This window comes from Massilia sp. YIM B02769 (assembly GCF_030411995.1).
Taxonomy (GTDB): domain Bacteria; phylum Pseudomonadota; class Gammaproteobacteria; order Burkholderiales; family Burkholderiaceae_D; genus Telluria.
In genome coordinates, this window is the sequence record NZ_JASNRC010000023.1 from 34,902 (window position 1) to 46,603 (window position 11,702).

General features: G+C 66.9%; 10 protein-coding genes. 2 read left to right on the top strand and 8 right to left on the bottom strand.

Annotated features, from left to right (window positions below):
• The first annotated feature begins 15 nt into the window (after positions 1-15).
• A complete protein-coding gene (locus QPK31_RS25440) occupies positions 16-780 on the top strand; it encodes a hypothetical protein (RefSeq protein ID WP_290425691.1) in 765 nt (254 codons plus the stop codon).
• Positions 781-825: 45 nt separating this feature from the next.
• On the opposite strand, the gene QPK31_RS25445 is transcribed toward QPK31_RS25440, so the two are convergent.
• From QPK31_RS25445 to QPK31_RS25455, 3 genes are read right to left on the bottom strand one after another with little or no spacing between them, the layout of a single operon-like run.
• A complete protein-coding gene (locus QPK31_RS25445) occupies positions 826-1,731 on the bottom strand; it encodes a glycerophosphodiester phosphodiesterase family protein (RefSeq protein WP_290425692.1) in 906 nt (301 codons plus the stop codon).
• Positions 1,715-3,274 (bottom strand): hypothetical protein, encoded by a 1,560-nt coding sequence (locus QPK31_RS25450; protein WP_290425693.1) that lies wholly within the window; start codon positions 3,272-3,274, stop codon positions 1,715-1,717. Before QPK31_RS25450 ends, QPK31_RS25445 begins: the two co-directional genes overlap by 17 nt.
• 5 nt (positions 3,275-3,279) lie before the next feature.
• Entirely contained in the window at positions 3,280-4,167 is an 888-nt protein-coding gene (locus QPK31_RS25455) for a hypothetical protein (RefSeq protein WP_290425694.1), read from the bottom strand.
• Positions 4,168-4,509: 342 nt separating this feature from the next.
• Between QPK31_RS25455 and QPK31_RS25460 the strand changes: the two genes are divergently transcribed.
• A complete protein-coding gene (locus QPK31_RS25460) occupies positions 4,510-5,205 on the top strand; it encodes a hypothetical protein (RefSeq protein ID WP_290425695.1) in 696 nt (231 codons plus the stop codon).
• Here the strand turns inward: QPK31_RS25460 and QPK31_RS25465 are convergent.
• The 5 genes from QPK31_RS25465 to QPK31_RS25485 all read right to left on the bottom strand — a co-directional run bounded on the left by QPK31_RS25465 (position 5,170) and on the right by QPK31_RS25485 (position 11,608).
• Complete coding sequence (locus QPK31_RS25465) at positions 5,170-5,490, bottom strand: hypothetical protein (protein ID WP_290425696.1); 321 nt, start codon at positions 5,488-5,490, stop codon at positions 5,170-5,172. The two genes, QPK31_RS25460 and QPK31_RS25465, sit on opposite strands and share 36 nt — an antisense overlap.
• Positions 5,491-5,649: 159 nt before the next feature.
• On the bottom strand, positions 5,650-7,332 hold the full coding sequence (locus tag QPK31_RS25470; RefSeq protein ID WP_290425697.1) for a PQQ-dependent sugar dehydrogenase: 1,683 nt from the start codon (positions 7,330-7,332) through the stop codon (positions 5,650-5,652).
• A gap of 142 nt (positions 7,333-7,474) precedes the next feature.
• Positions 7,475-9,163 carry a M14 family zinc carboxypeptidase gene (locus QPK31_RS25475; protein WP_290425698.1) on the bottom strand — a complete coding sequence of 563 codons (1,689 nt, stop codon included), beginning with the start codon at positions 9,161-9,163 and terminating at the stop codon, positions 7,475-7,477.
• Positions 9,164-9,194: 31 nt separating this feature from the next.
• Entirely contained in the window at positions 9,195-10,706 is a 1,512-nt protein-coding gene (locus QPK31_RS25480) for an ATP-binding protein (protein ID WP_290425699.1), read from the bottom strand.
• Positions 10,703-11,608, bottom strand: a complete 906-nt coding sequence (locus QPK31_RS25485; protein ID WP_290425700.1) for a hypothetical protein — start codon at positions 11,606-11,608, stop codon at positions 10,703-10,705. Before QPK31_RS25485 ends, QPK31_RS25480 begins: the two co-directional genes overlap by 4 nt.
• Positions 11,609-11,702: the final 94 nt, after the last annotated feature.

An 11,702-nucleotide genomic window follows, 5' to 3' on the forward strand; every position in this document is an offset into this window, starting at 1 on the left:
CTTGTGAGCACATCCATGAAAAACGCCACCATCCTCGCCGTCCAGATCGCCCTCGCCTTCAGCCTCGCCGCCTGCTCGAAGAAGCAGGAAGAAACACCGGCCGGTGCGCCCGCAGCAGCAGCAGCAGCAGCAGCAGCAGCGGCCGCGCCCAGCCTGGCTGACCTGCACAACCCGGAAGCCGTCAACAAGGCGGTTGCCGCCACGCTGCCGAAGGGCGACCCGGCCACGCCCCTGAATGCCTACCGCAAGATCGACAGCGGCCACCAGGTCATGTTCATGTACTACGCGCTGTCGAACATGCCGGCGCCCTACGACGAGATCGCCAAGACCTATTCCGACGAATACCGCCGCACCAGCGACAGCTTCAAGCAGCGCGACATCCTGAAGGCGCTGCAGCCGCGCATCGACGGCGAAATCGCCGGCGCGAAGAACGGCCGCTACGTCATGGTCGACCAGCAGGACAGCCGCCTGCTGCAGCGCTACGATTTCGAGAAGAAGTCCTTTGCCATCAACGACTTCTCGGACGACCGCTATACCTTCTTCAACGACAACAGCCAGTACACGCTGGCCACCACCAACGCGGCCGACTTCCCCGCCTTCAAGGTGACCGATGAAGCCAGGGCGCGCGAGATCGAGGGCTACCTGAGTGCGTACAAGCCGCTGCGCCTGGAGACCTATGCGTATGCCCAGGACGCCGATCCGAGCAACCGCCGCATCAAGCTGCAGGTGATGAAGGTGCGGCTGCTGGATGCGCGCGGTACGGTGCTGGCGGAGATGTGATGCGTAGGGTGGACCGGGCCGCGCAATGCGGCTATGCCGTCCACCCTACCTCAGCTTCGCACAGAACGCCTCGGCGCCGCCATCGATAATCGCCCCGCTCGGCCACATGCCCGTGGCCCGCCGCGCCTTTTGCAAGGCGGACGCCAGCGCATCATCCCCCTCCACCGCATACACGAACACCGGCATCGACAGCGCCGCCGCATCGGCCAGCAGCTTGCGGTTGGCGTCGAGCGTGCGTGCATCGACGTGCACGCCCACCGGCGCGCCGACCCGGCCCTGCAGGTTGCTGAGCCAGTTGCGGTCCAGGCGCGGCGCCTGCGCATGGGTGGCGACAAAACGCGTCGCACGCGAATTCCCCAACGCCTGGGCGTTGCGCGGATCGAGCACGATCAGCCCCAGGTAACCCTCGCGGTCGGCCTGGCGCGCGCAGCGCAGGTTGCCTTCCACCGGCGAGGTAAGGAACCAGTTGCCGTGTCCGACTTCGCCGCGCAACTGCTGCACCAGCGCACCGACGTCCTGGCATGCCGCCACCGTCTTGATCTCGGCATTCAGCGTGCCCTGCGGATAGCTCGACGCCAGGCTGGCCAGGTCGCTGGCGAAGGGCGGCGCTTCCCCGGTCGCCACGCCGCGCAAGCTCATGCGCGCCGCGCGCCAGTCGGCGCTGCGCAGGCTGTTCACCGGCGCCGGCGCCGCGGTCCGTACCACGCGGCCGGTGGTCTGGTCGTGGTGCACCACCCATTCGCGGTCGCCCAGCATCTGCAAATCGGTCTCGACGCCGTCGAAGCCGCCCTGGTAGGCAGCACGCAGCGCGCCCAGCGAATTCTCCGGTGCCTGGCCATTGCCGCGGTGCGAATGGATCTGCATGCCGAAGCAGGCCGCGTGGGCGGGGCCGGCGGCAAGCAGTGCGATCGACAATGCCGCGCCCAGCACGGACTTACGGTTGTGGTTCATAGCCATAGTTCAGGTCCTGCAAAAGGTGGACGCGGATCGCTTCGTTGACGGGATAGCTGTAGCCCTGGCCGACTGCCACCACATGGGTGACGTTGGCGACGATGGCCTTGCGCGCGCGGGTCCAGCCCGTGTCGCCCTCTTCCGGCGCGCGCGACTGCTCCAGCATCTGGGTGAACAGTTCGCTGCGCGTGACGCGGTTCTCGGCCAACGACAAGAGCAGCCAGACGCCGGCAAACACGGCCAGCAGCACCGACGTGGCCAGCCATGCCGAGCGGCGGCTGAGCGTGTCCTGGCCGGGTGCGCGCAGCAGCAATACCAGCGTGGCGATCAGATAGAGCAACTTGGAGAAGTGGCCGATCGCACCCAGCAGCGAAAAGGCCAGCGCCACCGGCGGCACGATGGCGGCGCGCGCGGCGTCGTTGCCGTCCTTGAACAGGCGCGCGTTGTACTCGAACTGCGCGGCGTCCGAGTCGTAGCTGGCGCGCTTGTCGCGCACCGACTTGCCGACCATCGCCTCGTACAGGCGCTTGAACTCGGCCGCGCTGCCGTAGTCGTGCGCCACCGTGACGCCGGACGGCAGCGCCAGCGCCTCGCGCAACTCCCCCTGCACGCCGGGACGCGCCACGAACTGCGCGAACGACAGGCCGGGCGGAATGCGGTCGCGTCCGACCGTGATGCCGCTGGTCGACCTGCGATAGCGCTGCTCGACGGCGTCGCGGAAGGCGACTTCGTCGGATGGATCCCAGCGTGTACTCACCGGCACCTTCTGGCGCACCTTCTTCACCACCGCCGCGCGGCGGTAGCCGGGCACCGTGTATGGCGTCCAGTTGTGCTTGCGCAGCGAGTCGACGTAGTCGTTCCAGGCCTTGTCCTGCTCGCGCTGCAGGTCGTCGTTCGAGGCCGACGGAATGCGCGCGTACTTCTGCCAGTTGGTATGGGTGCGCTTCATCGCCTCGAGGTAGTCGTCGTAGTACTGCTGGCCCGTCTTCGCGGTACGCACGATATTCCCGATGACCTGGTCCTTGGTGTCCTTCATGCGCTCATCGAGCGTCTGGTTGGACAGGGCCAGGAAAGGAAACAGCGCCAGGAAGGCCTTGCCCTCGGGCTGTGCGAACAGCAGCTTGTCGTCGACCAGGCCATCGAGTTCGGCCTGGCCGTTGACGAGCGAGCGCTGCAGCAGGATGGTGTTGTAGGCGACGCGGCGGAATTCGGCGTCGCGCGTCGCCACCAGCACGTCGACGAAGATCTTGATCGTGATGAAGACGGCGGCGGCCAGCAGCAGGCAGCCGACGGCGATACGCACCAGTGTCGGCCGCCTGACCTGGCTGCGCAGGCGCCGATTCAGCATCAGCTGCAGCAACACCAGTGCGGCGGCCACGCCGGACAGGGTGCGGCCGTACACTTCCAGATGCTCGACATCGGCCGGGCTGGCATTACCGCCCACCACGTCGAGCAGGCGGGCATTGAAGCCCAGTTCGAAACACAGGTAGACCAGGGTCAGCAGGATCAGGAAGACCAGCTGCTTGAGTTTGAGGGCACGCATCGTGGTCACTTCCTCAGGTCGATGCGGACCGGCTTGATTTCCTCGTCCGGGATGGTCAGGCGGGCGCGCGGCAGCTCGTCGTTGCGCTTGCGCTGGGACGTGGTGTCGCGTGCTGTATCGCGCGCTGCATCACGCGGAGCCGGCGTGTCGCGCGGCGCCGGCTTGTTGCCGGCTACGGCAGTGGCCCGTTGCGGCGGCGCCGGAATCACGCGCCCTGCGCTGCCGGCGAGGTTCGGACGGCCCGGGACATTGCCGGGGCCCGGGCGCGCATCGCCGCGTGCCGGAGGCAGCGGATACGCGGGCCGCAGGTTCTCGTCGGCGAAGGGGCGCGCCGCCAGGTTCACGCCCGCCGGCGCCGGCGCCACGCCCGAGTACAGGCGCTGGTCCATGTAGCTGTAGCGCTTCAGGCTGTTGTATTCGGGGAAGTCGATATAGATCGCGCGGCCATCTTCGTCCAGCGTCGCCTGGGGCCGGTCGCGGCAATTCCCGAAACCCCACTGCAGCACGTCGGTGCCTTCGATGGCCATCAGCGTGTACTTGTAGTTGCAGTTGCGTTCCTGGGTCTCGACGATCACCACCAGACGCGATTCCACCTGCGCCACCATGGCAATGCGCGCCGACACCGCATTCGGGATCGGCACCACGCGGTAGCTGCCGATCTTGACCGAGAAGGCGCCGGTGGACGGATCGTGACGCAGCGAGCCCGGCGTGCCGTCGGCCAGGCGGAAGCCGCCCAGTTGCTTGCCGAAGAGCTCCGCGGTGTCGACACCGATCATCAGGCCGCCGCGGTCGTTCGGTTGCACGGCGCAGCCGGCAGCAAGCAAGGCGGCGGTCAGGACCAGGGTGTGCGGCAGATATGCGAGGCGGATGGGCGGTTTGATGATGTTCTCCAATGGAAAGGACGGGATGCCGGAGAACACCGATCGAAGCGTGGTTGTTGTCGGCCCCGCAGTGCAACATGCGCAAGATGGCGCATTATGCCCTGTCATGCCTCCTGGAAAACTCACGCATTGTCACCGCAGGGCAGCGCCGGCGGTGACGGTCATGCCGCTGCCTGCATCGGCAAGCGCGGCCGGAGAGCATGCGATCAAATACCGCAGCGGCTGGCCGATTCCAGCCTGTCCGCATGCACCTTGTTGACGCCGCTTTTACGCCGGCGCCCTCGCCTTTTTCGGTCTTTTTACCGCATTCCCGCTAAGCTGGCCTGCATCCGATTTCTTCCCGAAGAGGCCAGCATGATCGTCGCCATCGTCAACCAGCACGGCAACGCCGACCGCAGCATCGTGGCGCGCAATCTCGCGGTGCTGCGCGCGCGCAGCGGACGCAAGGTGTGCCTGGCCATGACCGGGCTGTGGCACGGCGGCTACCTTTGGGGCGAGGCGCGCAGCGCGGCGCGCATCCGGCCCTGGCTCGACGTGCGCAGCCTCGGCACGCGTGCCGTCGGCGACAGGCTGGCCGGGCTGCGCCGGCTGTTCAACGACATCGTCGTCGATGCGGGCGCGCGCGATACCGAGGAATGCCGCCGCGTGCTGGGCGCGGCGCGGGTGATCGTGGTGCCGGCGCGCGGCGGTGAAGTGGACCTGGTAGGCCAGTACACGCTGGCCAGGCGCCTGAACGCGGCGCGCGCGCTCAATCCGGAGGTGCGCATCCTGTTTGTCGCGGTCTGCGCCGCGAGCGATGCGGAGCCGGACAACGAGGCCGCGCTGCTGGCCCATGTCCACCGCGTGGGAACGGCGCGCCTGGCGCCGGTGCGGCTACACGAACCGGGCGCGTACGCGTATGGCGAGGGACGCTGCGTGTGCGATGCCGAAACCTGCGACCCGGAACTGGCGGACGAGATGCACGCGCTGTACCGGGAAGTGTATGCGCAGCCGGTGGCGCGGCCTCGCCGCCCGCTACTCGGAGTCGCGCAGCCAGGACTTGCCGGCTGACTTGGCTGCCACGGTTGCGGTAGCAGCGGGCGTGGGCCGGGCCACCTGGCCGGCGTCGCGGCGCGCCGCCTTTGCCTTGGCCGAGGCATTCGCCACATAAGCCTTGACGCCGAGGGTGCCGCGGTAGATCAGCGCGACCGCACAGATGATGATCGCGCTGACCGTGATCGCCAGTGCTTCGGGACGGCCGGCGATGACGAGGATGGAAACCAGGACGGCGAGGTCGAGGCAGAGGATGAAGTTAAAACGCGATTTGGTGGTGGAATCGCTTCGGGATACTGACATGTTACGTTCCAGGTGAATCTTGTGGCATCCGGATGCCGAATGATGCGATGACGCGAAGACCGATGCAGTCGCAGCCATGGGCTGCTGCGCGCATCGGTCCGACGGTCAGGTGTCTATCGCATCATTTTACCATTTCCACATGGAAACTTTACACACCAATCAGTGCGCGCGCGCCGGCACGATCCGCCACACCACGCCGCCGCCGTCGTCGACCACCAGCAACGCGCCGTCCGCTGCCACCTCGACCGCAGCCGGACGTCCCCACACGTCGCGGTCGCTCAGCACCATGCCGGTCATGAAGTCCTGGTACTGCCCGGTCGGCACGCCGTTCTTCATGAACACGCGCACGACCTTGTAGCCGGTGCGCGTGCCGCGGTTCCACGAACCGTGCAGGGCCAGGAAGATGTCGCCCTCGTACTCTTTCGGGAAGGCGTGCTGCGCGCCCTGCGGCGCTTTATAGACGATCATGCCCAGCGGAGCCGAGTGCGACTGGATCAGGGTGTCGGGCACGATGGTCTTGTTCTTCAGGTCGGGGCGGATGCCCTTCAGGCGCGGGTCTTCGTTGGCGCCGATGTAGTACCACGGCCAGCCATAGAAGCCGCCCGCCTTCACGCGCGTGATGTAGTCGGGCGGCAGGTTGTCGCCCAGTTCGTCGCGCTCGTTCACGCTGCAGAACAGCTCACCCGTCGTTGGATGCACGATCATGCCGACGCAGTTGCGCAGGCCGTTGGCATAGGCGCGGCGGTTCCTGCCGTCGGCGTCGAAGGCCAGCACGGCTGCGCGCTCGGTCTCTTCGCCCCAAGCGGCGCCGACGCCATATGTCGCTTCCCACTGCGCCAGCGGCTGCGGCGGCTGGGCGCCGATGCCGGCGGCCACGTTGGTGGCCGAGCCGACCGACAGGAACAGGGTCTTGCCGTCTTTCGAAAAGGCGATGGTGCGCGTGACGTGGCCGCCGCTGGTATCGCTGATCTTCTCGATCACGGTTTCGGGTTCGCCCCTGGCCTTCAGGTCGCCGGTGCTGTAGGGGTAGCGCACCACCGAGTTGACGTTGGCGACGTACAGGTACTGCGGTTTGTCGGCCGGCCACAGGGCCATGCCATAGGGGCGCGACAGGCCGGTGGCGTAGACGCTGACGGTATCGGCTTTCTCGCCGTCCTTCGAACGCAGGACCGTGATCTGGCCTTTCGCGGCTTCGGACAGGAAGATGTCGCCGTTCGGGGCGCGCAGCGGCAGGCGCGACTTGCCGAGGCCTTCGGCATAGATGCCGATCTTGAAGCCGGGTGGGACGGCGGGCATGGCGCCGCTTGGCCTGGCGGCGAGTTTCGGGCCGTTGCCGGCGCTGTCGCTGGCGTAGGGTTGGATGAGCTCAGTCGGCTTGATGTGGTGCAGGTCGCCGGGTTTGTCGTCGTGCCAGGCGCCGGCTTTGTCGCTCGGCTTGGCGTTGACGGCTGCGGTAGCGGGCGTGACGGCCTTGCCGGTCTGGGTGGCGAGATAGGCGATGACGGCGGCGCGCTGCTTGGCGTCGGCGATCCCGATCGGCATCGCGGTGCCGGGGACGTCCTTGTTCGGGTCGCGCAGGAAGACGTCGAGTTCTTCGCGGGTCCAGGTCTTGCCGGCAGCGCCGGCTTTGCTCAGCGCGTCGGTGTAGTTGAAGTTGGCGACGGCGGCGGCCTTGCGGTTGATGACGTTGTAGAGGCCGGGGCCGGCCAGCGCGGAGAGTTTGGGGTCGACCGTGTGGCAGCTGGCGCAGTTCTGGGTGAAGTAGGTTTGGCCGGGGGATGGGGCGGCTTGGGCCAGGGTGGTCAGGGCCAGGCCAAAGGCGGCGATGGTGAGGTGTCTCATTGGTGTTGTTGTTTGGGTGGGGAACGATGTGCAAGCGGTATTGGGGCTGTTGCCTGCACTGTTATTGGTGTGTTTGATCCGCGTGGGCACGGAGTGCCCACCGTACGGGATACGCCGCGTCTCCATCCGCGGCATGTCGAGCTTAGGCGATCATGAAGACGGGGTAGCGGCGCCATTCGGGTTCGCGGTACTTGGCGCAGTTGGCGAAGATGAAGTCGAGGACGGCTTCCTGGTTGGACAGCAAACCTGGATTCGCGGACTTCCACTCGGCGAACTTCGATGCCAGTTCGGGTTCGTTCAGCAGCAGCTGTTCGGCTTCGTCTTCAAACACGTAGTCGGAATAGGCTTCCTTCTTTTCGAGCACGCTGTTGAAGAAGCCCCAGCGGAAGAAGCTGTCGTGGGCCAGCGGTTCCAGGGTTTCGACGACATAGCGGGCCGCGTCCTGGGCTAGCGGGACGATATAGTCGCCGGCGCGCAGCAGGACGTCGGCGCGGCGCTTTTCCAGCTGCACGTCGTCGTGGAACATGTGGCCTTCGTAGGCGTTGGGGCGCGAGGAGACCGAGACGATGTGGTAGTAGTCGACCGTTTGCATGCGGTCGGCGTCCACGCGTTCGAGCTGCACGCCGTTCAGCTGCAGGCGCTCGATCGCTTCGCGCCAGGCTTGCGGGATCACGTAGGCCTCCGGTGCGGCCACGGTGATGTCGGCGTCGAAGCGGTTGTACCAGGCGATGTCGCGTTCCCAGGGGCTGTTGCGGTCGTAGTGCAGGCGCGTGTACCCGCCCAGGACACTTGGTTTGTACTTCGCTTCGTAACCCTTGAAGCGGAAGCTGCCCGGGTTGGCTTCGTCCATGACCCAGTGGATCGGCCACTCGGTGCGGGTGCGGCCGGCGGCCTTGGCGGCGCAGCGCAATTGCTGGATCTGGGCGGCGTTCTGCACCGTGAAGTCGAGCGCGGTTTCCACCAGGGCGCGCATCGAGTCGTAGCGGTCCTTGAAAGGCTTCAGCATGTGGGTCTCGGGCATGAAACCGATGGTGTGGTGCAGGGCCGCGTAGCCGGTCGAGAAGCGCGCGGTTTCCAGGAAGTCGGCGATGCCGTGGTCCGGGCTGTCCTTGACCGGGTTCACATACGGGCAGGTCGGCCAGCCGCGCGCTGCCATTTGTTCGTACATGGCCGGCAGCATGGTGTCGCGCAGGAAGCCGCCGAGTTCTCCACCCAGCTTGTCGGGCTGGGTGTGGATCAGGGTCATGGTGTACGAATAGTCGGCGCCGTTCGAAGTGTGGGTGTCGACCATCACGTCCGGGTCCCAGGACGTGAAGAAGCGGTTGAAGACCTGTGCGGTCAGCGTGTCGCACTTGACGAAGTCGCGGTTCAGGTCGAGGTGGCGGCTGTTGCCGCGGAAGCCGAACTGCTCGGGGCCGTCCTGGTTTACGCGCGAGGTATTCGCGCGGTTGATGCTGCCGTCGACGTTGTACAGCGGGATGAAGATGAACACGGTCTCGCCCAGGGCCGCCAGGCGCGCGGGCTGGGTGCAGAAGTCGCGCACCAGCGCCATGCAGCCGTCCACGCCTTCGGGTTCGCCCGGGTGGATGCCGTTGTTGTTGAAGAAGACCGGACGGCCGCTGGCCTTGATCTGCTCGCGCCCGAACACGCCGTCGGCACTGACCACGCCGGCATGGATCGGCAGGCCGGCGTCGGACGTGCCGATCACGCCGAAGCGCAGCACGCTCGGGTAACGGCGCGCCAGTTCTTCGTACCAGGCGACGCAGTCGCTCCAGGTGGTGGTCTGGTTCTGGTTGCCCAGTTCGTAGGGCGTCTTGAGTTCGTTCGACATGGGAGATCCGACAGGAGGTTTAAGCAGGTTGCTACGATACAGCAGTTGGGCCCGAGAGTGGCAGCGTGATGGCCACCGTGGTGCCGCGCTGTGGCGCCGAGCGCACGTCGATCGCGCCGCGCAGCGCGTACACGCGTTCGCGCATGCCGATGATGCCGATGCCTTCGGAACTGAGGGTCGGCTCGAAGCCCTGGCCATCATCCTCGACCGCGATGCGCAGCACGTCATGGTCTTCGTCCAGCACCAGGCTGACCTGGGCAAAGGTGGCGCCGGCGTGCTTCATCACGTTCGACAGCGCTTCCTGCACGATGCGGTAGGCGGAGATCGCCAGCTCGTTCCCCAGGCGCGAAAAGTCGCCCTCGGAGTGGAAGGCGAAGCGGCAGCCGGAACCGCTGTCGTAGTGGCGCAGCATCTCTTCCACCGCGCCGTGCAGGCCCAGCATGTCGAGCACTTCCGGGCGCAGGCGCCGCACCAGGCGCCGGCCGTTGGCGTACAGATCGAGCGCCAGCTTGGTGATGGCTTGCGCCTTGCCGCGGATCTCCTCGACCTCAACGCCAGCCGGCGCCCTGCCCGCCAGCGTGGCGATGCTCTGCGCTTCCAGGCGCACCGCAATCAATGAGGCGTTCAGTTCGTCGTGGATCTCGACCGCGATGCTCTTGCGCTCGTCCTCGATGATGCTGTTCACCTTCTGGATCAGCTTGCGCTTGTCAGCGTCGGCGCGCAGCGCCTCGTTGCGCGATTCGAGCAGGTCTTGCGTGCGCGCCGCTACCTTGTTCTCCAGGTCCTGCTTCGACTGGTCGAGCGCCACCGACATCTCGCCGATCGACGCCTGCAGCTCGCCGACCTCGCCGCCGGTGGTCACCGGCAGGTCGATGCGGTAGTTGCCGCCGCGGATGGCGCGCAGCGCGCCAATCGCGTCGCGCAGCGGCAGGATCAGCGAGCGCGCCAGCACCCAGGCCAGCACGCCGCTGGCCGCCAGCGCCAGCGCCGCCATTGCCACTTCCACCCGGAAGCGGCGCGCCTGCTTGGCCAGCATGTTGGCCGGCGACATGGTCACACGCACCGCGCCCACGACTTCGGTGGTGAGCGTCGGCGGACGCGTATCGCTCGAGGCCGAGACGTGCGGGATGCCGTTGTCGGTGAACAGGTTGATCCACACCACCTGCTTGCGGATCGCCGCTTCGTAGTAGTGCGGTTCGGCGTCAAGCGCGCTCTCGGAGGTCACGCGCACGGCGCGCTTGCCCGTGGCGTCGACCACGTCGATGCGGTAGATGCTTTTGTCGGACTGCACCAGGCCATTGATGGTCAGGCGCAGGTCGGTGAGGTTGCCGGAGATGACGTTGTATTCGCTGGTCTCGGCCAGCGCGCGCGCCAGGATGCGGCCGCGTTCGGCCAGCTCCTCGGCCACCTGGGCGCGGTGCGCGTACCAGGAATACCAGAGGAAGGAGGTGAACAGGAAGGCCACCGGCAGCATGGTAATGAAGGCCATGCGCAGGCCGATGCTCCAGCTGCGCCAAGGCTGGACGATGCGCGTGAACCTCATGGCCGCGGCCTGGCGAAGTTGCGTGCGTCCTTGCCGACCACGATATCGAGCGAACTGGCCACGCCCTCGTTGACCACGGTGTGGAAGTAGCGCGGGAACTGCGGCGCCGGCAGTTCGCCGCTGGCGACAAAGGCCGCCGCCACTTCGGCCACCTGGGCGTTGATGTCCTCGATGTCGGAATAGGTGGTGGCGAGCGCGCCCACCTTCACCATGTCGCTCGAGAAGCCGATCACCGCCTGCTTGCGGCGGTAGGTCGCGAGCAGGATGCTGCGCACGTTCTCAGGCGTGAAGACGGTGGAGTCGGGCAGCGCCAGCAGCGCTTCGCTGCGGCCGATGCGCCCCAGCAGCTCGCCGATGTCGTCGTCGGGCGTGGCGCGCACCAGGTCGGCCTTGCCCTGCAGGCTGTGGACAAAAACGTCCGCATCCGGGCTGACGATGGCGGCCACGCGCACCGGACGGCGGTACAACAGGCTGGCCAGCTGCAGCTGGTCGAGCGGCGCCGGCTCGGCGTACACCGCCGTCATGGACGACGTGCGCGCAGGCGGCAGCGCGGCCATGATCGCGCGCCATACCTGGCTCGACGTAAAGGCCGCGATCACCACGCAATCGCAGCGCCGTGCGGCGGCCTGGCGCAAGGCGTCCGGCCCGATGGCGATGGTGACCATGCGGCGCTTCTGCGCCAGCTCGGTGCGGAAGGCGGCAAAGGTCGGCACCAGGCGTTTATACAAATCGTCGGCGATGCGCGCGGTGACGGCGCTATCGTCGCCGGTGACGATCTCGAAGCGGTAGCCCTGGGCCTTGTCCTGCTGTGCAGCCGTGGCCGTGGCCGTGACAGCGCAGGCAGCCAGGCCCAGGGCCAGGCCTGCTGCCAGCCTGCTCAGGAAGTGCGCGGCGCGGCGCATTGCCTGTTACGGCTCGATCAGGCCGTACTTCACGGCCAGGCGGGTGATGTGGGCTTGTCGCTCCACGCCCAGCTTTTCCTTGATCGCCTGGCTG

Bases quoted from the DNA above. Each gene is read 5' to 3' on its own strand.
- QPK31_RS25480 (WP_290425699.1), bottom strand. From the start codon at position 10,706: ATGAGGTTCACGCGCATCGTCCAGCCTTGGCGCAGCTGGAGCATCGGC.
- QPK31_RS25440 (WP_290425691.1), top strand. From the start codon at position 16: ATGAAAAACGCCACCATCCTCGCCGTCCAGATCGCCCTCGCCTTCAGC.
- QPK31_RS25485 (WP_290425700.1), bottom strand. From the start codon at position 11,608: ATGCGCCGCGCCGCGCACTTCCTGAGCAGGCTGGCAGCAGGCCTGGCC.
- QPK31_RS25470 (WP_290425697.1), bottom strand. From the start codon at position 7,332: ATGAGACACCTCACCATCGCCGCCTTTGGCCTGGCCCTGACCACCCTG.
- QPK31_RS25445 (WP_290425692.1), bottom strand. From the start codon at position 1,731: ATGAACCACAACCGTAAGTCCGTGCTGGGCGCGGCATTGTCGATCGCA.
- QPK31_RS25450 (WP_290425693.1), bottom strand. From the start codon at position 3,274: ATGCGTGCCCTCAAACTCAAGCAGCTGGTCTTCCTGATCCTGCTGACC.
- QPK31_RS25475 (WP_290425698.1), bottom strand. From the start codon at position 9,163: ATGTCGAACGAACTCAAGACGCCCTACGAACTGGGCAACCAGAACCAG.
- QPK31_RS25460 (WP_290425695.1), top strand. From the start codon at position 4,510: ATGATCGTCGCCATCGTCAACCAGCACGGCAACGCCGACCGCAGCATC.
- QPK31_RS25465 (WP_290425696.1), bottom strand. From the start codon at position 5,490: ATGTCAGTATCCCGAAGCGATTCCACCACCAAATCGCGTTTTAACTTC.